Origin of the sequence: Mesorhizobium sp. SEMIA396, from assembly GCF_024518615.1 — a bacterium.
Taxonomy (GTDB): domain Bacteria; phylum Pseudomonadota; class Alphaproteobacteria; order Rhizobiales; family Rhizobiaceae; genus Mesorhizobium.
In genome coordinates, this window is the sequence record NZ_JANIFC010000012.1 from 117224 (window position 1) to 137558 (window position 20335).

The following is a 20335-nucleotide window of genomic DNA, read 5'->3' on the forward strand; positions in this document are numbered from 1 at the left end:
TTATTCCTTGGACACCGGTCCGACGAAATTGCTGTCGAAGCTCGGGCCGAGCGCAAAGCCCTTGAGGTTCTTGCGCAGGCCGGCCACTTCCAGCTGCTGGTGGATGACGACGAAGGGGCTGGTGTCCAGGATCTTCTTCTGCAGATCCTTGTACATGTCAGCGCGTTTACCGGCGTCCTTCTCGAGCAGTGCTGCTTCCGTCTCCTTGGTCAGGTCCGGAATGTCCCAGGCGTTGCGCCAGGCCAGCGTCTTGGACTTGCCCGCATCCGAATTGTCCGGGTTCGAGGCAAAGGTCTGGGCGTTGGAATTCGGGTCGAAATAATCCTGGCCCCACTGGCCGATATAGATGTCGTGGTTGCGGGCGCGATATTTGGTCAGCGTCTGCTTGCCGTCGCCCGGGATGATCTCGAGCTTGATGCCGGCCTGGCCAAGCGTCTGCTGGATCGATTCCGCCATGCCGGTCGTCGGCTGGCCGGTGCGTACGTCCATGGTTACGCTGAAGCCGTCGGGCAGGCCGGCCTTGGCCAGCAATTCCTTGGCCTTGGCGACATCGAGCTTGAACGGATTCTCATCCAATTCGCCGAGCACACCCTTGGGCAGGAAGGTCTGGTGGATTTCGCCTATGCCCTTGAGGATGGTGGAACTCAAGGCATCATAGTCGACCAGATATTTGAAGGCCTGGCGGACCTCCGGCTTGGCAAGGTTCGGGTTCTTCTGGTTGAGGCTGATGTAGTAGACGGTGCCCTTCGGCGCGCTGGTGGTCGTGAGATCGGCGTTCTTGGCGATGGCGTCGAGATCGTTCGGCTCGAGATTGCGGGCAACGTCGATGTCGCCGGCTTCGAGCGCCAGGCGCTGGCCCGAGCTTTCCTTCATGTTGCGATAGATGACGCGGGCAAGCTTGGCCTTTTCGCCATGGTAATTGTCGTTGCGCTCGAGAACGACTGCCTCATTGGCGCGCCATTCGCGCAGCTTGAAGACGCCGGAGCCGGCATAGCCGGTCTTCAGCCAGGCATTGCCGAAATCATTGTCCCATTTGTAGTCGGCGCTCGGCGTGACCGCCGCGACATGTTCCTTGACCAGCTTGGCGTCGACCACCGAAGCGACCGTTGCCGACAGGCAGTTCAGGACGAAGCTCGGGGCATAAGCCTTGTCGACGGTGAACTGGAAAGTGGTCTCGTCGACCGCCTTGGCCTTCTCGGCGACGTTGTCGCCGCTGATGCCGAATTGGCCGATGATGAAGGCCGGGCTCTTGTCGAGCTTGACGGCGCGTTCGAACGACCAGGCGACGTCGGCCGCGGTGATCGGATTGCCGGAGGCGAATTTGAGGCCGGGCTTGAGCTTGAAGGTGTAGGTCAGCCCATCGTCGGAGACGGTCCAGCTTTCGGCGAGGTCGCCCTTGACCTTGGAGGTGTCGCTGAGGTCGAGACGGACCAGCAGATCATAGGTATTGCCGGTGACCTCGGCGGTCGACAACTCGAACGCCTCGCCCGGATCCATGGAGATGATGTCGTCGATCGCGAAACCTTCGACCAGCGTGTCGGCGGGCGTGACCGCACCGGCGGGCGCGCCGGCCAGAAGCAGTGCGGACATGGCTGCACCCGCAAGCAGGAAGCGAGAGCGTAGAGCAAACTTTTCCATCATCATCGTGATTGTTCCCTGTTTTGTTGTTTGTTGACCTGAGTTCCCGGCTCAGGGTTGTGGAATTTTTTTCGGGCCTGGAGAGGGGCCCACGGATCTCCTACCGTTGCGGTTTTTGTCCAGTTGGTCAACACCATATCCGGCAGCCTGGTGGCGGGCAACGAGCATTTGTGCGACGGCTCAATGGGCCAGAAAGGCCGGCGGGATGCCGACGCACAAGCCAGCCAATAGAGGCTGCCGATCGGGGAAAATCTGGCGAATGTCGCGGCTACTTCAGCGCCGCGACCAGGTCGGCGTCAGGGAAGCAGGTGGCGGCGCGGCCGTTCTTGGCTTGCCACGTGCCGATCGAACGGCGGGTCTTGAAGCCGGGCAGGCCATCGGCGCTGCCGACATCATAGCCCTTGGCTTCCAGCGACCGCTGCAGGGCCGCGATGTCCGAACGGTGGAGCCCGCCAACCGCGCCCCAGCTGCCGGCAAAATTCGCGTCGCCATGGGCGATGCGATCGGCGCCGTGGCCGATGAACAGCGCGTAGAGGTCGCTGGTGTTGTATTGCTTCAGCACGTAGAAATTGGGCGTGGCGACAAAGGCCGGGCCGCTGCGCCCTGCCGGCATCAACAGGAAGCCTTCGGCCTTCAGCTCACTTGCTGGAAACGGTTTGCCGCCGACGCGCTTGATGCCCATATCAGCCCATTGCGAGATTTTCTTGCCCTGGTCCGGGCCTTCCAGCGAACAGGAAACGCTTTCCGGCACCGTCACCTCGAAACCCCAGCCGCGGCCCTTTACCCAACCGTAATGGACGAGATAATTGGCGATCGAGGCCAGCACGTCCGGCGTCGAGTTCCAGATGTCGGCGCGGCCGTCGCCGTCGAAATCGACGGCATGTTTCAGGAACGAGGTCGGCATGAATTGCGGCTGGCCGAGCGCTCCGGCCCACGACGATTTCATCGCGCCGACCGGAGCAAGACCGCGCTCGACGATCTCGAGTGCAGCAAGCAACTCGGTGCGGAAGAAGTCCTTCCTGGTCGACATGAACGCTTTGGTGCCCAGCACTTCGAAGGCGTCGTAAGGCACCTTCGCCGCGCCGAATCCGGTCTCGCGGCCCCAGATCGCCAGCAGCACTTCGCCCGGCACACCATAGCGCTTTTCGATTGATGCAAGTGTCCTGGCATTGGTGGCTTCGCGCGCCCGCCCGCCCGCCGTCACCGCACGAACCGTTTTCTCGGCGAAATAGGCGCCGGGCGAACCGAATTCGGCCTGGTGCTGTTTCCGCGGCGTGGTCGCCTTCTCGCCCGGCTTGACCAGGTCGGGCAGTTTCAGATTGGGCTTGATGCCGTCGAAGGCGGCATCGAAGGTGGTTTTGGAAATGCCTTGTGACTTGGCCTGCGGCCAGAGGTCGTTCTGCAGCCAGGCGCGGAACTGGTCGTCGATCTTTGCGGCGGAGGCGGGGGTGGAAAGGAAGAGGAAGGCAAGGGCAGCCAGTAAGAATGCAAGACAAAACTGGCGAAGGCCGCGTTCTGGCGCGCCCCCCTCTGGCCTGCCGGCCATCTCCCCCTCAAGGGGGGAGATCGGCAGCTTCACGGGCGGCGCTCTGCCCGCAACGTGGGTGATTATCGAAAGCTGAGCCGCCAGCCAATCTCCCCCCTTGAGGGGGAGATGTCCGGCAGGACAGAGGGGGGTGTTTGGCACCAGCCTTGGTGGACGCGCAAAAATCATGACCCGCATCCTCTGCCGCAACTTTGTCAAAACGCCGTCCGCGAGCGCAGCGCCGCGGCCAGCGTGCCCTCGTCGAGATAGTCGAGTTCGCCGCCGACCGGCACGCCATGCGCGAGCCGTGTCACCTTGATGTCGAAGCCGGACAGCTGATCGGTGAGGTAATGCGCGGTCGTCTGGCCCTCCACCGTCGCATTGACGGCGAGGATGATCTCCTTGACCTCGCCACCGGCGACGCGGTCGACCAGCGACCGCATGTTGAGCTGGTCGGGGCCGATGCCGTCGAGCGGCGACAATGTGCCGCCGAGAACGTGGTAGCGCACATTCATCGCCGCCGCGCGCTCCAGCGCCCACAGGTCGGAGACGTCCTCGACGACGATGATGGTGCCGGCATCGCGGCGCGGGTCGGTGCAGATCATGCAAGGGTCCGATGTGTCGACATTGCCGCAGGTCGAGCAGATGCGCACCTTGTCGGCCGCTTCGGCCATGGCGGCGGCCAGCGGCGACAAAAGCTGCTCCTTCTTCTTGATCAGATGAAGGGCCGCACGCCTGGCCGACCGGGGACCCAGCCCCGGCACCTTGGCCAGGAGCTGGATCAGACGTTCGATCTCGGGACCGGCGATTCGCTTCGACATCGCTCTGATCTAGAGCAATTCCAGGAAAAGTGCGAAGCGGTTTTCCCGGGAAAAGCGCGAAGCGCTTTCCCTTGGGAATTGCGTCAAAACGAAAAGCTGGAGCGGTTCACCGTTTCCGCGAAACGGTGAACCGCTCCAGGATTTTTCAGAGCGCTTTGGAACATCCCGCATCCGCATGAACCACCATATTAGCCGGGCGGACCATTGGACAGACCATAGAGCGCAGATCAGTTGGCTTCGAGCGGCCGGCCCTGGCTGACGATCATCGCGCCGACAGCGTCGGTGTTCTCAGGCGTCGACTGGAATCCCATAGACGCCTCTTGCGGCGCGTCCTCGACCGAGGAGATGACCCTTGTCCTTGTGTTCAAGGTTCCGCCAAAACGGGCGGCATCCGGTTCCTCCATCGGCTCCTGCATCGCCACCACCGTCGGCTCCGCCGAGACACGCGCGGATTTCGCGGTCGGCGCGGCGGCCGCGGTCATATAGGTCTGCTGGGCAGGGACGGACCGGACGGTCGCCGGCTTGGCCGGACGCACCGGCTCGGCGGACGCGACCATCGTCACCGGCTCCGCTGGCTTCTGCGGCGCCGCCGAGGCAATGGCGACCTGCGGCTCGTCCGGCAGCGGCTGCCAGTTGCGGCCGCGCTTCTCATAGAAGGCATTGCCGCCGGCAACCATGGTGTAGTGCATGTTCTTGTAGGGGAAGCGTAAGCCGGCGGTGTGGAAGAACATGGTGTTCTTGAGCTTGGCCTTGCGCTCACCCTTGAGCACCGCCTCGGCAGCCTCTTCGACATCGGGCATTGCGCGTGAATTCATCGGCCTTGTCATGACGCCGGGGGCGAACTGCCCACGCTCGCCCACCACCTGGCAGATGGTGCTGCCGTGCTTGCCGGAGCGCAGCCGGTTCATCACCACCGTGCCGACCGCGATCATGCCGTCGCGGCTCGAGCGGTTGGACTCGAAGAACATCGCCCGTTCCAGGCATTCCTTGTCCTTCGGCGTATGGCTGTAGGCCCGTGAGCTCAGGAAACCCGGCGTGATGGCGTCGGTCAGGCTGGCGACGGACATGCCGTGTGACGTGGTCTGGCTGCAGGCAGCCAAAAACAGGGGTGAAATGACGGCGCCGAGCAACAGCGGCGTCTTCCATCGCGTGGCAATCAACAGGTAACCCTCTCACTTCCATGCCCGCCCCCAGGCTGCGGCAAGAATGAGACACTTTCGGGCAAAATGATGGCCAAAACGTTATTGATGAGGCTCTGTTGCCAAATTGGTACAGTTGCATGACCTAAAAGTGAATTAGTGCCCCACTGTAATGGCCGCCGGCTGGCCGGGCTCAAGCTCCTCGACCTTCTCCGAAAACAGGCCGCGCCGGAGGAACAGCGTCCGCGCCTCCCTGGCCGTCGGCGCGATCTTTCCCGGCCAGTCGCTGTCTATGAACTCAGCCTTGGTGAAGTCCGGATTTGTCTCGCTCGCTGCCTCCAGGAACTCGGCGATCTCCAGCACGATCGCGCGCTCGTCCTTTGAAAGCGCCGATGTGCCGGCTTCGATCGACGGGCGATGGACGAAATCCTCGAACAGGTAGAAATAACCCTTGATGCCGACGAGATCGACGCCGTCGTCACAATCGGCCAGGATTTCCAGGATCTCGTAGATCCTGTTGCGGATACGCTGCTCGATCAGTCTTTCGGAGGGCTCTTCGGTCATGGCGATCATGGGCGCGCGCGCCGAATGCTAGAAGGGCAGTTTCATTCCCGGCGGGATCGGCAGACCTGCGGTCAGCGCCTTGGTCTTTTCCTGCATGATCTGCTCGACCTTGGTCTTGGCGTCGTTGTGAGCGGCCAGCACCAGGTCTTCCAGGATCTCGACATCGTCTTCCTTGAACAGAGACGGATCGATCTTCAGCGACTTCATCTCGAATTTTCCGGTCAGCGTCACATTGACCAGGCCGCCGCCGGCCTGGCCGGACGCTTCCAGCGTGGCGATCTCGTCCTGCATGGCCTGGAACTTGGCCTGCATTTCCTTCGCCTTGCCCATCAGGCCGAGAAGATCTTTCATGGTCGGGTCCTTTGCGGATTCGTGGCTGGATCAGGTTTCATCGTCGTCAGCCGGCGGCTCTACCGGCACTTCAGCCTCTGTCGTTTCGGCTTCCGGCGCGTCTGGAATGCGCACGTCGATGATCTTGGCACCGGGAAAGCGCGCCAGGATGGCGGCCACGGTGGGATCGCTCTTGGCATCGAGAAATGCCGTCTCGCGTTTGGCCGATTCCATTTCGGCGAGCGTCTGGCCGCCCTCTTCCTTTGACAGCGAGACCAGCCAGCTGCGGCCGGTCCAGGCGCGAAGCTTCGTCGTCAGGTCGTTGAGCAGCATCTTGGGCGCATCGCTGGTCAGGCCGACGTCGATGCGGCCGGGCTCGATACGCACGAACCGGATGCAGCTCTTGACCAGCACCTTGAAGGCGATGTCGCGCTGCGCGTCGGCGAGCGCAATGATGTCGGCCAGCGACTTCAGCGGCGCCGATTCCATGGCCGGCTCCGGCGGAGCGACGTAGGCAACGGCAGCAGGCGAGGCTTCGACCAGCCGCATGCTCTGTGCCCCGCCCGATCCGGATGGCATGCGCGTCTGCGCCACCGCGCTGGCACCACCGCCATTGCCGGAACTTGCCGACGTCCCATTCGGGCGCGGCGCGCCATTCTGCATAGGCGCAGCGCTATCGAGCGATCTCAGCGCCTCGTCCAGCGTCGGCAGATCGGCGGCATGCGCCAGCCGGATCAGCACCATTTCGGCGGCACTCACCGGCCGGTTGGAAGACTGCACCTCGGGGATGCCCTTGAGCAGCATCTGCCATGTCCGTGACAGCACCCTGACCGACAGCGTTCTGGCGAAATCGGCGCCGCGCTGCCGCTCGTCCTCCGACAGCGAGGCATCCTCGATGGCCGTCGGCACGAAACGCAGCCGGGTGACGAGATGGTTGAATTCGGCAAGATCGGTCAGCACGGCGGCTGGATCGGCGCCGGTGTCATACTGCGCACGGAATTCGCCAAGGGCTGCCGCCACATCGCCCTTCATCACATGTTCGAACAGGTCGACGATGCGGGCGCGGTCGGCGAGCCCGAGCATCGCCCGAACCGCATCGGCGCCGACAGAGCCGGCGCCATGGGCAATCGCCTGGTCGAGGATGGAGAGCGAATCACGGGCCGAGCCCTCGGCGGCGCGCGCGATCATCGCCAGCGCGTCGTCGTCGACAGAAATGCCTTCCTGGGCCGAGATCGAGGACAGATGCGCGACCAGAGCGCCGGCGTCGATGCGCCTCAGGTCGAAGCGTTGGCAGCGCGACAGAACGGTGATCGGAACCTTGCGGATTTCGGTGGTGGCGAAGATGAATTTGACGTGCGGCGGCGGCTCTTCCAGCGTCTTCAGCAGGCCGTTGAAGGCTTGCGTCGACAGCATGTGCACTTCGTCGATGATGTAGACCTTGTAGCGGGCCGAGACCGGCGCATAGCGCACGCGCTCGATGATATCCCTGATGTCGTCGATGCCGGTATGCGAGGCGGCGTCCATCTCGATGACGTCGACATGGCGGCCTTCCATGATCGCCTGGCAATGTTCGCCGAGGACGGCGAGGTCGACCGAAGGCTGGTCGATGTCAGCGGTTTTATAATTCAGGGCCCGCGCGAGGATGCGCGCCGTCGTGGTCTTGCCGACGCCGCGCACGCCGGTCAGCATCCAGGCCTGGGCGATGCGGCCGGTGGCAAAGGCATTGGTGAGGGTGCGCACCATCGGCTCCTGGCCGACCAGCTCGGAAAAATTCGAAGGACGGTACTTGCGCGCCAGCACGCGATAGGCGGCGGCCTTGCCTATCTCCAGGCTTTTTGGTCCCGAATTTCCGGCTTCGCTCATACGCCCGTAAAGCTCCAAATGGCCGCGCCCGAAGGCGGCCGATTCCTGCGCATAGTCTCGCCCGCGCTGCAATGCGTCGTCAATGTCGCGAGAGGGGCCGATGAGGTGGGAGGCTGGAACAATGACCCGTTCCGGGCTCGTTAGGGCTGCTTCCTTCCGGACCTGACCCGGTTGGCGAGTGGATCGTCCACCACCAACCTCCCGCTTTCCATATCGGCAATTGCGCGACGAAATGCAAGTCCGCCGAAGAAATCGTTAAATGTCGAATCGGCGCACCAAACCGTGAGGGCGCAATGATTCACTTGCAGCCCCCTTGCCGCCGCTCTAGCCTTCATGTGTTGAGCAAACCAAGAAAAGCAAGGGAAACGCCGATGCTGCCGGGCCTGGAGGCCGGATTCACGCTGGACGCACGGCTGGAGGCGGACAGCGAGCAGTTGATGTGGCTTGGGCTGTGCGAACTGCGGGTGATGAACGACCGCCGCTGGCCGTGGCTGCTGCTGGTGCCGCAGCGGCCCGGCGCGGAGGAAATCCATGATATGACGCCGCTCGACCAGGCGATGCTGACCTTCGAGACCAACATGGTGGCGCAGGCGCTGAAGAAGGCGACCGGCTGCACCAAGATCAACACCGGCGCGCTCGGCAACATCGTGCGCCAGCTGCACATCCATGTCATCGCGCGCTCGGAAGGTGATCCCGGCTGGCCAGGCCCTGTGTGGGGACACGGCCTGCGAGAGCCCTATCAACGTTCCGACTTGCGACGGTTTGCCGAAACGATCAAGGCGGCGCTATAAGCGTTCCCAGTGTCCATCCCTCAACATATTCCAGAGTCCCCATGAGCTTCCGCCTGTTTGACGCGCCTTTGCGCGAGCCGAGCCAGTTCGTCGGCTTCGCCGGCAACACGATCGATCGGCAGTCCGAGAACCGCGCCGACGATTCGGTCGACAAGGCGCTGGCCGATCCGGCGACGCGGCTGCTTCTGATGCATGGCGGCCGGCTCTATTTGAAGCTCGGCGATAGCGGCGCTCTCGATCCCTGGTTCGGCGCCACCGAGAGCGAGCCCTTCAAGGTTTCCCTGGCGCAAGGCATCCTGCTCGGCTTTTCCGAACGAGGACCGGTGCTGGCCGTGCCCGCCGGCGTCGAACCCGAACAGCTTCCGGAAACAGTCAAGGCCATCGACTACCGCTCGGTCTACATGCAAGGGCTGATCGACGAGGCGGCGGCTGGCGCGATGGCGCAAGGGGCGGCCCTGCTCGCCTGGCATGCCAGCCATCGTTTCTGCAGCAAATGCGGTACAGAATCGCAGATGCGGGCCGGCGGCTACAAGCGGCATTGCCCGAATTGCGGCACAGAGCATTTTCCGCGCACCGACCCGGTGGCGATCATGCTGACGGCGACGCGGGAGAAGTGCCTGCTCGGGCGCGGCCGGCATTTCGCGCCGGGCATGTACTCGGCCCTTGCCGGCTTCATCGAGCCGGGCGAGACGATCGAGGCGGCGGTGCGCCGCGAGACGCTGGAAGAGGCCGGCATCCGGCTTGGCCGCGTCGTCTACCACGCCAGCCAGCCCTGGCCGTTTCCCTATTCGCTGATGATCGGCTGCTTCGGCGAGCCGCTCAACGACGACATCCAGGCCGACCTCAACGAGCTTGAGGACTGCCGCTGGTTTTTTCGCGACGAGGTGCGCCTGATGCTGGAAAGGACGCACAAGGACAATCTGGTCACGCCGCCGAAAGGCGCCATCGCGCATCACCTGATCCGCGCCTGGGTCGACTCGGAATGATGGCCGCGATTATTCAAAGACATTGCAGGAGCAGGGCATGATCCGTCACACCGTCGTTTTCACGCTGAAGCATCCGCCGCATTCGCTGGAGGAAAAGCGGTTCCTGGTCGACGCCAAGAAAATCCTCACCGCGATCAGGGGCGTCACGCATTTCGAGCAATTGCGGCAGATCAGCCCCAAGAACGACTATCGTTTCGGCTTCTCGATGGAGTTCGCCGACCAGGCTGCCTACAACAGGTACAACGACCATCCAGACCATGTCGCCTTCGTGCGCGACCGCTGGGTGCCCGAGGTCGAGACCTTCATGGAGATCGACTATGTGCCGCTGGGCGCGGTGATTTAGGGCATGGTCCCGAAAAGTGGAAACCGGTTTTTGGAAAAGACCATGCCTAGTAGCGATCAGTCCGCCACCTTCCACTGCTCACGCGACTCACTGGCCGGATAGACGCCCAGAATCCGCACTTCGCGCGAGAAGAAACGAAGCTCGTCCAGCGCCAGCTTGACCAGCGGGTCGTCGGGATGGCCCTCGATGTCGGCGTAGAACAGCGTCGCCGTGAAAGCGCCCAGCTGGTAGCTCTCCAGCTTGGTCATGTTGATGCCGTTGGTGGCGAAGCCGCCCATCGCCTTGTAGAGTGCGGCCGGCACGTTGCGGACGCGGAAGATGAAGGTCGTCATCATCTTGACGTCAGGCGACGGGCGCTCGGCCCATTGCTTGTTCTTGGTCAGGACGACAAAGCGGGTGACGTTTGAGTCGGTGTCCTCGACGTTTTGCTCGATGATATCGAGCCCGTAGAGGGTCGCTGCCAGCGCGGGCGACAGCGCCGCCATGGTGCGGTCCTTGACCTCGGAGACCATCTTGGCGGCGCCGGCCGTGTCGCCGGCGACGATCGCCTTCCAGCCGTTCTTGCGGATGTATTTGCGGCACTGGCCAAGCGCGTGGATATGGCTGTGCACCGTCTTGATCTCGTCGCGCCTGACGCCCGGCAGCACCATCAGCTGGAAATGGATGGGCAGGAAATATTCGCCGATGATGTGCAGCTTCGATTCCGGCAAGAGATGATGGATATCGGCGACGCGCCCGGCAATGGTGTTCTCGATCGGGATCATGGCGAGGTCGGCCTTGTTGGTCTCGACCGCGTTGAAGGCATCCTCGAAAGTCGGGCATGGCAACGGCTCCATCGAAGGGAACATGTTGCGGCTGGCGGTGTCGGAATTGGCGCCCGGCTCGCCCTGGAAGGATATTCTGTTGGTCTTTTCAGGCATGCCGATATCTCAGGTTGAAAGGATCTGTCTGGCGCGTTCGAGGTCTTCCGGCGTGTCGACGCCGAGCGGCAGCGACTGGACGATCTCGGCGTCGATGCGCATGCCGGCTTCCAGCGCCCGCAACTGCTCCAGCCGCTCGCGCCGTTCGAGCGGCGACGGCTTCAGCGCGACGAAACGCTCGAGTGCGTCGCGGCGATAGGCGTAGAGGCCGACATGATGGTAGAGCGGCCCCTCGCCCCAAGGCGCCGTGGCACGGGTGAAATAGAGCGCCCTCAGCCTGCTGCCCGAGAGCGGCGAGCCGACGATCTTGACGACATTGGGGTTGGTCTTTTCCTCGTCGCGGACGATCTCGACGCCGAGCGTGGCGATGTCCACCGCACTGTCCTCGAAAGGCCTGAGCGACGCGGCGATGATCTGGGGATCGATCGTCGGCAGGTCGCCTTGTACATTGACGACGGTTTCGACCTTGCGCCCGGGGTCGAGCGCGATCAGCGCCTCGTGGATGCGGTCGGAGCCGGATTCGTGATCCATGCGCGTCATCACGGCCTCGAAACCGTGCGCGCGCACCGCTTGCGCCACGCTTTGCGTATCGGTCGCCACCACCACTCGGCCAAGGCCGGCTTCGGCGGCACGGCGCGCGACATGGACGATCATCGGGGCGCCTGCGATGTCGGCCAGCGGCTTGCCCGGCAGGCGGGTCGAAGCCATGCGGGCCGGGATCAGGATCAGCGTGGACATTTCGGGTGCAAGGCGTCTCGAAAGAGGACAGGGAAAGTGGCAAAAGGTCTCACTGGAAGCGCCCTTATAGGTGTTGCAACGCCGCAGCAAAAGACCTAGTTTCCGCCCGATTTGACCGCCCTCGCAGGACGGGTCACGATACCGACGGACGGAGTGGACGGTTCTGTCCGCCGGAAAAGGGAGCAAGGGGCGTATGGATTCCAACGAAGTCAACAAACTGCTCGCCGGATTGCTCGGAACCGTTTTCGTCGTCTTCTCGGTCGGCATTGTGTCCGATGCGCTGTTTGCCTCGCCGGCGCCGGAAAAGCCCGGTTTCGCCATCGAGGCCGCCGAGCCCGCCGAAGGCGGTCCGGCCGCGCCTGCCGCCGCAGCCAAGCCGATCGCCGAACTGTTGGCGACCGCCAATGTCGAGCAAGGTGCTGCCGTCTTCAAGAAGTGCCAAGCCTGCCATTCCGGCGAAAAGGGCGGCCCCAACAAGGTCGGCCCGGACCTGTGGGACCTCATCGACCGCCCTGTCGCCGAGCATGAAGGTTTTGCCTATTCGGCCGGCATGAAGGAATTCTCCAAGGGCGGCGCCGAGAAGTGGACGTACGACAACCTCAACCACTTCATCACCTCGCCGAAGAAACTTGTGAAGGGCACCGCGATGGGCTTCGCCGGCCTGCCCAAGGACGAGGATCGCGCCAACGTCATCGCCTATCTGCGCACGCTGTCCGATAATCCCAAGCCGCTGCCGGCGCCGGGGGCTGCCGCAGATGCAGGCGCGCCCGCCGATGCAGCCGCTCCGGCAAAGCCGGCTGAGGGTGCCGCGCCGGCCGCTCCCGCCGCCCCGGCTCCGGCCGCACCGGCGCCTGCCCAATAGCCAGATATCATCTCGACGACCTTGAAAAAGCCGGGTTCAGCCCGGCTTTTTTGTTGGGAAAACCGCATAGGCGGCGACAAAGCCGCGCATGGCGGTTTTCACGAGCGCCAAATCATCTAGATTGCCATGAACGGGCATTGCGAAGAGGATAGTGCATGACGGTTGGCCGAACGCTTCTCAAGTCGTTGCTGGCGGCAGCCCTTCTGGCGGCGGGCTTGCAGGCTGCCCGCGCCGACGAATGGCGCACCACCTCATCGCTGATCGGCGAGTCCAAATACGGCGCCAATTTCCAGCACTACGACTACGTCAACCCGAACGCGCTCAAGGGCGGCACGCTGAATTCGGTGGTGCCAGGTACATTCGACAGCTTCAATCCCTACGTGGTCCAGGGATCACCGGCCGCCGGCCTCGTCGGGTTTGGCGGCGGCCTGCTCTACGACACGCTGATGGAGCAGGCGACCGATGAAGGCAGCACCAGCCATCCACTGATCGCCGATGCCTACAAATATCCTGATGATTATTCCTCCGCGACCTACCGGCTCGATCCGCGCGCCAAATGGCATGACGGCCAGCCGATCACCGTCGATGACGTGATCTGGTCGTTTCATGTGCTGAAGGCCAACAGCCCGCAATACAGCCGCTATTTTGAGAATGTCACCGATGCGGTGGCGATTTCGGATCGCGAGGTGGAGTTCCATTTCAACCAGAAGGGCAATCGCGAACTGCCCAAGATCATCGGCGACCTTGCCGTGCTGCCGAAACATTGGTGGGAAGGCACCGATGCCAACGGCAAGAAGCGGGACGTAACCAAGCCGACGCTGGAAATTCCGCTCGGTTCGGCCGCCTACAAGATCACCAGCTTCAAGCCGGGTTCGGAAATCATCTGGCAGCGTGTGCCGGACTATTGGGCGGCCAAGCTGCCGGTGAAGATCGGCCGTGAGAATTTCGACACCCGACGCTACACCTATATTCTGGACGACAACGCTGCCTGGCTCGCCTTCACCAAGGGTGGGCTGGAAGACATCAACCGCGAATACAGTTCGCGCAAATGGGCGACGGCTTACAATTTCCCGGCATTCCAAGCCGGCGATGTCATCAAGAAGGATTTCCAGACCCAGGCGCCGGAACCGATGCAGGGCTTCGTCCTCAACCAGCGGCGGCCGCTGTTCCAGGACCGGCTGGTGCGTGAAGCGCTGACCATTCCGTTCGATTTCGAGAGCATGAACCGCACACTGTTCTTCGGCTTCAACACCCGCACGTCGAGCTATTTCCAAGGCACCGAACTGGCCTCGAACGGGTTGCCGCAGGGCAAGGAACTGGAAATCCTGGAAAAATACCGAGACAAGCTGCCGCCCGAACTTTTCACCCAGGAATTCAAGCTGCCGGTTTATGATTCACCGCAGGCGGAACGGAAGTACCTGAAACAGGCGGTCGATCTCTTCGCCAAGGCGGGCTGGGTGATCAAGGGCGGCAAGATGGTCAATGCCAAGACCGGCGCGCCGTTCAAGTTTGAAATCCTCGGTTGGAACGACACCGACCAGGTCATCGCCAGCCCCTACATCGCCAATCTGCGCAAGATCGGCGTCGACGCCACTTTGCGCATCATCGACCAGACGCAGTACATCAACCGCGTCAACAATTTCGATTTCGATGTCGTTACCGGGATGCTGCAGCAGTCGGAATCGCCGGGCAACGAGCAGCGCGACTTCTGGAGCTCGAAAGCTGCCGACTCGCCCGGTTCGCGCAATCTGATGGGCATCAAGGACCCGACCGTCGACGCGCTGGTCGATCGCATTATCTTCGCGACCGATCGCGACGATCTCGTCGCCGCCACCCATGCGCTCGACCGCATCCTGCTGTGGAACTTCTACGTGGTTCCCCAATATTACCGGTCGGCGGTGTGGCTGGCCTATTGGGACAAGTTCAAATTCCCCGACAAGCAGCCTGCCTATGCCGGAGCCGACATCGATTCCTGGTGGATCGACCCGGACAAGGAGAAGGCGCTGGCGGCCAAATACAAGGGTGGCAATTGATGGCGGCCCTTGCCCGCCGCGACTTCCTGGCCCTGGGCAGTGCCGCGGCAGCCGCCGCCTTGTTGCCCGGCCGGGCCTTCGCCGAAATTGCGACCGGCACCAAGCTGCATGGCCTGTCGGCCTTCGGCGACCTCAAATACAACCCCGATTTCGCGCATTTCGACTACGTCAATCCGGACGCCCCAAAAGGCGGCCAGATGAATTTCGCGCCGCCGAACTCGACCCTCAATCAGAGCTTCCTGACCTTCAACACCCTGAATTTCCTGGTGTTGAAGGGAGAGGCTCCGCCGCGCGCCGAACTCTGTTTCGATTCCCTGATGACAAGCGCGCTCGATGAGCCGGATGCGGCCTACGGCCTGCTCGCCGAAACCGTTACCCTGTCGCCAGACCGCAACGGTTTCCGCTTCGCCCTGCGACCGCAAGCGCGTTTCCATGACGGCTCGCCGCTGACCGCGGACGACGTTGTCTTCGCGCTGAAGCTTTATAAGGACAAGGGCCATCCGAACCTTTCCCAGGCGTTGCGGTACATGACCGACGCGGTTGCGGTCGATCCCGCCACCGTCAACCTCACTTTCAACGGCGAACAGTCAGCGCAAAACATCCTGGCGATCGTGGGGATGCCGATCGTCTCCAAGGCCTTTTATACGGCCAATGATTTCGATGCCTCGACCATGACACCGCCGCTTGGCTCGGGTCCCTACAAGATTGGACGCGTGGCGGCCGGACAGACTGTCGAATATGACCGCGTGGCCGACTATTGGGGCCGCGATCTCCCAGTGAACCGCGGCCTCTACAATTTCGACCGCATCCGCATCGACTTCTATCTTGACCGGCAGGCGGCGTTCGAAGCCTTCAAGAAAGGCGACACGCATTTTCGCGAGGAATTCACCTCACGGGTATGGGCGACCGGATATGACTTTCCGGCGCTGAAGGACGGCAAGGTCGTCAAACGGGAATTTCCCGGCGAGAAGACGCCGGACATGCAGAGCGTCGCACTGAACCAGCGTCGTCCGCAATTCCGCGATGAGCGGGTGCGGCGGGCGATCGCCAGGTGCTTCGATTTCGAATGGATGAAGCGGGCCTTGTTTTACGGCTCCTACGAGCGTTCTCAATCGAACTTCGAACGGTCGGATTACAAGGCCGAAGGCCTGCCCTCGCCTGAGGAATTGGCCCTGCTGGAGCCGTTCCGGGCCGAATTGCCGCCAGAGGTTTTTGGTGAAGCGGTGACGCAGCCCCTTTCCGACGGTTCGGGCCATGACCGCAAGCTGCTGGGCGAGGCTTCGAGATTGCTTGCGCAGGCCGGCTGGAAGCGCGATGGCAGTTTCGTCGTCAACGACAAGGGTGAGCGGCTGCGGGTCGAAATGCTGGCGGAGGACGACGGCATCGTTCGCATCTACACCCCTTGGTCCGAGAATATGAAGGCGATCGGGATCGACGCATCGATCCGGCAAATCGATTCGGCGCAGTATGAGCAGCGGCACAGCAATTACGACTTCGATCTTGCCTTGCTGCATTGGTCGATCGGGGCGACGCCGACCGACGACAGCCTGCAGATGCTCTATGATTCCCGGATGGCGAAAATCCCGGGGCAGCGCAACTATCCGGGCACGGAAAGCAAGGCCATCGACGCCCTGATCGCGGCAGCCGGCAAGGCGAAAGACCGTATAGAACTCGTCACGGCGCTCAGAGCGCTCGACCGGGTCTTGCGCGCGCGGCTGGACTGGATTCCAACATACTATCTGGCGAATCACCGCGTCGCCTATTGGGACATGTTCGGCTTTGTCGAACAGAAGCCCGATTTCGGCTTTCCGGTCGAGACGCTGTGGTGGTTCGATAAGGGCAAGGCGGCAAAAATTGGCAAAGGCTGAGATGTTCGCTCAAGCGGGGCAAAAGGCCTGATGGGCGCCTATATCCTGCGCCGCATCCTGTTGATGATCCCGACCCTGTTCGGCATCATGGCGATATCCTTCGCCGTCATCCAGTTCGCCCCCGGCGGTCCGGTCGAACAGGTCATCGCCCGGCTGACCAATCAGGGCGGCAGCGACCGCCTCGGCGGCGGTGGCGGCGACGCGGGCGCTGGCAGCAATTTCGATGCAGCCGGTGACGTCAGTTCGAAATATCGCGGGGCGCAGGGGCTCGATCCGGAATTCATCAAGAAGCTGGAAAAGCAGTTCGGCTTCGACAAGCCGCCGCTCGAGCGCTTCGGCATGATGCTGTGGAACTATGCCCGCTTCGATTTCGGCGACAGCTATTTCCGCGACATTTCGGTGCTCGACCTGATCCTGGAGAAGATGCCGGTGTCGATCTCGATCGGGCTGTGGATCACGCTTTTGTCCTACCTGATCTCGATCCCGCTCGGCATCCGCAAGGCGGTCAAGGACGGCACTCCCTTCGACGTCTGGACCAGCGGCGTCGTCATTGTCGGCTATGCCATTCCGGGCTTCCTGTTCGGCATCATGCTGATGGTGCTGTTTGCCGGCGGGTCGTTCTGGGACTGGTTTCCGTTGCGCGGCCTCACCTCGGACAATTGGGATCAATTGTCCTGGTGGGGAAAGATCGTCGACTATTTCTGGCACATGACCTTGCCGCTGACCGCGCTGGTGCTGTCGGCCTTCGCCACCACGACGCTATTGACCAAGAACTCGTTCCTCGAAGAAATCCGCAAGCAGTATGTGGTGACGGCGCGGGCCAAGGGCCTGTCGGAACGGCAGGTGCTCTACGGCCACGTCTTCCGCAACGCCATGCTGATCGTCATCGCCGGCTTTCCCGGCGCCTTCATCTCGGCCTTCTTCACCGGCTCGCTGCTGATCGAGAACATCTTTTCCCTCGACGGCCTCGGCCTGCTCGGCTTCCGGTCGGTGGTCGAGCGCGACTATCCCGTGGTGTTCGCCAATCTTTACATCTTCTCGCTGCTCGGGCTGTTCGTCGGTCTCTTGTCCGACCTGCTCTACACCTGGGTCGATCCGCGCATCGATTTCGAGCGGAGAGACATCTGATGTCGGAGGCTACAGTCCCCGTGGACGCGGCACCCGCGCGGATCAAGCGGCCGTTTCTGTCGCCGCTCAACAAGCGGCGCCTGCAGAACTTCAGAGCCAACCGGCGCGGCTACTGGTCGCTGTGGATCTTCCTCGTCCTGTTCGTGCTGTCGCTGTTTTCCGAGTTCATCGCCAACGACAAGCCGATCATCGCCTCCTACAAGGGCGAGATCCTGTTTCCGGTGCTGGTCGCCTACCCCGAGGAAAAATTCGGCGGTTTCTATGCCGTCACCGATTATCGCGACCCGGTCATCCAGGACGAGATCAACGCCAATGGCTGGATGATCTGGCCACCGGTGCGCTACTCCTATCAGACCGTCAACAACGCCATTCCGGAAGCAGCGCCGGCCAGGCCGTCTTGGCAGTATGACGCCACGAAGCGCTGCAACCAGTATCCGAAGGGTGCCGCCGACCCCGCCTGCATCGTCGGCAACTGGAATTGGCTCGGTACCGACGACCAGGCGCGCGACGTGCTGGCGCGCGTCATCTACGGCTTCCGCATTTCGGTGCTGTTCGGCCTGATCCTGACCGCCGGCTCGGCCTTGATCGGCGTCGCGGCCGGCGCCGTGCAAGGCTATTTCGGCGGCTGGACGGATCTCTTGTTCCAGCGTTTCATCGAAATCTGGTCGGCGATCCCGGTGCTCTATCTCCTGCTCATCGTCGCCGCCATCCTGCCGCCGGGCTTCTTCATCCTGCTCGGCCTGATGCTGCTGTTCTCCTGGGTGGCGCTGGTCGGCGTGGTGCGGGCCGAGTTCCTGCGCGCCCGCAATTTCGAATATGTCAACGCGGCCCGGGCGCTCGGCGTGCCCAACCGCACCATCATGTTCCGGCACCTGCTGCCCAACGCCATGGTGGCGACATTGACCTTCATGCCCTTCCTGCTCTCAGGCTCGATCTCGACGCTGACCTCGCTCGACTACCTCGGCTTTGGCCTGCCGCCCGGCTCCGCCTCGCTCGGCGAACTGCTCAAGCAGGCGCAGCGGAACCTCAATGCGCCGTGGCTCGGCATCTCCGGCTTCGTCGTCATCTCGCTGATGCTGTCGCTGCTGGTCTTCGTCGGCGAGGCGACGCGCGACGCCTTCGATCCGCGCAAGACGTTCAGATGAGCGAAGCCCCCTTGCTCAGCGTACAGGACCTCAGCGTCGCCTTCAGCCAGGGCGGCGGCCAGTCGACGGCGGTCGACCACATCTCGTTCGACATCGCCAAGGGCGAGACGGTGGCGCTGGTCGGCGAATCCGGTTCCGGCAAATCGGTCTCGGCGCTTTCGGTGCTGAAGCTGTTGCCTTATCCAAGCGCCAGCCATCCCTCGGGAAAGATCCTGTTCCAGGGCGCCGACCTGCTGGCGATGAACGAGAAGCAGTTGCGGCAGGTGCGCGGCAACAAGATCACCATGATCTTCCAGGAGCCGATGACTTCGCTCAATCCGCTGCACACGATCGAGCAGCAGATCGTCGAGATCCTGAAGCTGCACCAGGGCACGGCCGACCGCCCGGCCAAGGAGCGCACGCTGGCCTTGCTCAACGAGGTCGGCATCCGCGATCCGCACAAGCGCCTCGATGCCTATCCGCACCAGTTGTCCGGCGGCCAGCGCCAGCGCGTGATGATCGCCATGGCGCTGGCCAACGAGCCCGAACTTCTGATCGCCGACGAGCCGACGACGGCGCTCGACGTCACCGTGCAGGCGCAGATCCTCGAGCTGCTGGCCGGGCTGAAGAGCCGCAAGGGCATGTCGATGCTGTTCATCACCCATGATCTCGGCATCGTGCGCAAGATCGCCGACCGTGTCTGCGTGATGACCAAGGGCAAGATAGTCGAGACCGGGCCGACCAAAGAGATCTTCGCCAATCCGCAGCATGCCTATACAAGGCATCTGCTGGCGGCCGAGCCGAAGGGCAAGCCGCCGGCCGCCAATGCCGATGCCAAGCCTGTCATGACCGGCAAGGACGTAAAGGTCTGGTTCCCGATCAAGCAGGGCTTCTTCCGCCGCACCGTCGACAATGTGAAGGCCGTCGACGGCATCGATGTCACCGTGCGCGCCGGCCAGACGCTGGGCGTGGTCGGCGAATCCGGCTCCGGCAAGACGACGCTCGGCCTGGCGCTGGCAAGAATGATCTCGTCGACCGGCACGATCCAGTTCAACGGCCGCGACATCAACCAGCTGACTTTCAACGCCATGCGGCCGCTCAGGCGCGAATTGCAGATCGTCTTCCAGGATCCGTTCGGCTCGCTCAGCCCGCGCATGTCGATCGCAGAGATCATCGAAGAAGGCCTCAAGATCCACGAGCCGAAGCTGTCGCCCGACGAGCGCGACGACAAGGTGGCCGCCGTGCTGAAGGAGGTCGGGCTCGATCCGGCGACACGCAACCGCTATCCGCACGAGTTTTCCGGCGGCCAGCGCCAGCGCGTTGCCATCGCACGCGCCATGGTGCTCAACCCGCGCTTCGTCATGCTGGACGAGCCGACATCGGCACTCGACATGAGCGTGCAGGCGCAGGTCGTCGATCTGCTGCGCAGCCTGCAGGCCAAGCACGATCTCGCCTATCTCTTCATCAGCCATGATTTGAAAGTCATCCGCGCGCTCGCCAACGACGTCATCGTCATGCGCAATGGCCGGATCGTCGAAGCTGGTCCTTCCCAGCAGATTTTTGAAAATCCGCAAACCGACTATACTCGGGCGCTGATCTCGGCCGCCTTCAAGATCGAGACGGCACCGGTCGGCATCGTCAGCGAGTGATTTGCGTAGAGAG

18 protein-coding genes and 1 other RNA gene are annotated in these 20335 nt (G+C 62.7%); 9 read left to right on the forward strand and 10 right to left on the reverse strand.

What is annotated here, in order from left to right; all coding sequences use genetic code 11:
• The 8 genes from NP503_RS26030 to ffs all read right to left on the reverse strand — a co-directional run bounded on the left by NP503_RS26030 (nt 1) and on the right by ffs (nt 8082).
• Complete coding sequence (locus NP503_RS26030) at nt 1-1644, reverse strand: ABC transporter substrate-binding protein (RefSeq protein ID WP_127267906.1); 1644 nt, start codon at nt 1642-1644, stop codon at nt 1-3.
• A 262-nt stretch (nt 1645-1906) separates the two neighbouring features.
• Nucleotides 1907-3184, reverse strand: a complete 1278-nt coding sequence (locus NP503_RS26035; RefSeq protein ID WP_127301543.1) for a lytic murein transglycosylase — start codon at nt 3182-3184, stop codon at nt 1907-1909.
• Between the two features lie 194 nt (nt 3185-3378).
• The gene (gene recR / locus NP503_RS26040) at nt 3379-3984 is read right to left on the reverse strand and encodes a recombination mediator RecR (RefSeq protein WP_027039603.1); all 606 of its coding nucleotides are present in this window, start codon (nt 3982-3984) and stop codon (nt 3379-3381) included.
• A 227-nt stretch (nt 3985-4211) separates the two neighbouring features.
• Entirely contained in the window at nt 4212-5144 is a 933-nt protein-coding gene (locus NP503_RS26045) for a cell wall hydrolase (RefSeq protein ID WP_127272515.1), read from the reverse strand.
• Between the two features lie 135 nt (nt 5145-5279).
• Nucleotides 5280-5687, reverse strand: coding sequence for a hypothetical protein (locus NP503_RS26050; protein ID WP_127272517.1), 408 nt, complete (start codon nt 5685-5687; stop codon nt 5280-5282).
• A gap of 27 nt (nt 5688-5714) precedes the next feature.
• Complete coding sequence (locus NP503_RS26055) at nt 5715-6038, reverse strand: YbaB/EbfC family nucleoid-associated protein (RefSeq protein ID WP_013527931.1); 324 nt, start codon at nt 6036-6038, stop codon at nt 5715-5717.
• A 30-nt stretch (nt 6039-6068) separates the two neighbouring features.
• Entirely contained in the window at nt 6069-7880 is a 1812-nt protein-coding gene (locus NP503_RS26060) for a DNA polymerase III subunit gamma/tau (RefSeq protein WP_127272516.1), read from the reverse strand.
• A gap of 105 nt (nt 7881-7985) precedes the next feature.
• Nucleotides 7986-8082: signal recognition particle sRNA small type (gene ffs / locus NP503_RS26065), an RNA gene on the reverse strand.
• A gap of 169 nt (nt 8083-8251) precedes the next feature.
• Here ffs and NP503_RS26070 point away from each other — a divergent pair.
• Genes NP503_RS26070 through NP503_RS26080 form a run of 3 tightly spaced genes read left to right on the forward strand, consistent with a single transcriptional unit; the run spans nt 8252 to nt 10000 of the window.
• Nucleotides 8252-8671: an HIT domain-containing protein gene (locus NP503_RS26070; RefSeq protein WP_127256953.1), complete on the forward strand. Its 420-nt coding sequence runs from the start codon at nt 8252-8254 to the stop codon at nt 8669-8671.
• A gap of 41 nt (nt 8672-8712) precedes the next feature.
• Nucleotides 8713-9657, forward strand: a complete 945-nt coding sequence (gene nudC / locus NP503_RS26075; protein WP_127268464.1) for an NAD(+) diphosphatase — start codon at nt 8713-8715, stop codon at nt 9655-9657.
• 37 nt (nt 9658-9694) lie between these two features.
• Entirely contained in the window at nt 9695-10000 is a 306-nt protein-coding gene (locus tag NP503_RS26080) for a Dabb family protein (RefSeq protein ID WP_127268465.1), read from the forward strand.
• A gap of 56 nt (nt 10001-10056) precedes the next feature.
• Here the strand turns inward: NP503_RS26080 and NP503_RS26085 are convergent, their stop codons facing one another.
• Both NP503_RS26085 and NP503_RS26090 read right to left on the reverse strand, forming a co-directional pair.
• On the reverse strand, nt 10057-10920 hold the full coding sequence (locus NP503_RS26085; RefSeq protein WP_127268466.1) for a prephenate dehydratase: 864 nt from the start codon (nt 10918-10920) through the stop codon (nt 10057-10059).
• 9 nt (nt 10921-10929) lie between these two features.
• Nucleotides 10930-11658, reverse strand: coding sequence for a 3-deoxy-manno-octulosonate cytidylyltransferase (locus tag NP503_RS26090; protein WP_127268467.1), 729 nt, complete (start codon nt 11656-11658; stop codon nt 10930-10932).
• A 193-nt stretch (nt 11659-11851) separates the two neighbouring features.
• Between NP503_RS26090 and NP503_RS26095 the strand changes: the two genes are divergently transcribed.
• The 6 genes from NP503_RS26095 (at nt 11852) to NP503_RS26120 (ending at nt 20322) form a co-directional block, all read left to right on the forward strand.
• Complete coding sequence (locus NP503_RS26095) at nt 11852-12520, forward strand: cytochrome c family protein (protein ID WP_127268468.1); 669 nt, start codon at nt 11852-11854, stop codon at nt 12518-12520.
• Between the two features lie 155 nt (nt 12521-12675).
• The gene (locus NP503_RS26100) at nt 12676-14553 is read left to right on the forward strand and encodes an extracellular solute-binding protein (RefSeq protein ID WP_127271570.1); all 1878 of its coding nucleotides are present in this window, start codon (nt 12676-12678) and stop codon (nt 14551-14553) included.
• A complete protein-coding gene (locus NP503_RS26105) occupies nt 14553-16421 on the forward strand; it encodes an extracellular solute-binding protein (RefSeq protein ID WP_127269783.1) in 1869 nt (622 codons plus the stop codon). Before NP503_RS26100 ends, NP503_RS26105 begins: the two co-directional genes overlap by 1 nt.
• 30 nt (nt 16422-16451) lie before the next feature.
• Nucleotides 16452-17549, forward strand: coding sequence for a microcin C ABC transporter permease YejB (locus NP503_RS26110; protein WP_127269782.1), 1098 nt, complete (start codon nt 16452-16454; stop codon nt 17547-17549).
• A complete protein-coding gene (locus tag NP503_RS26115) occupies nt 17549-18694 on the forward strand; it encodes an ABC transporter permease (protein WP_127271572.1) in 1146 nt (381 codons plus the stop codon). Before NP503_RS26110 ends, NP503_RS26115 begins: the two co-directional genes overlap by 1 nt.
• Nucleotides 18691-20322 (forward strand): ABC transporter ATP-binding protein, encoded by a 1632-nt coding sequence (locus NP503_RS26120; RefSeq protein ID WP_127271574.1) that lies wholly within the window; start codon nt 18691-18693, stop codon nt 20320-20322. Before NP503_RS26115 ends, NP503_RS26120 begins: the two co-directional genes overlap by 4 nt.
• Nucleotides 20323-20335: the final 13 nt, after the last annotated feature.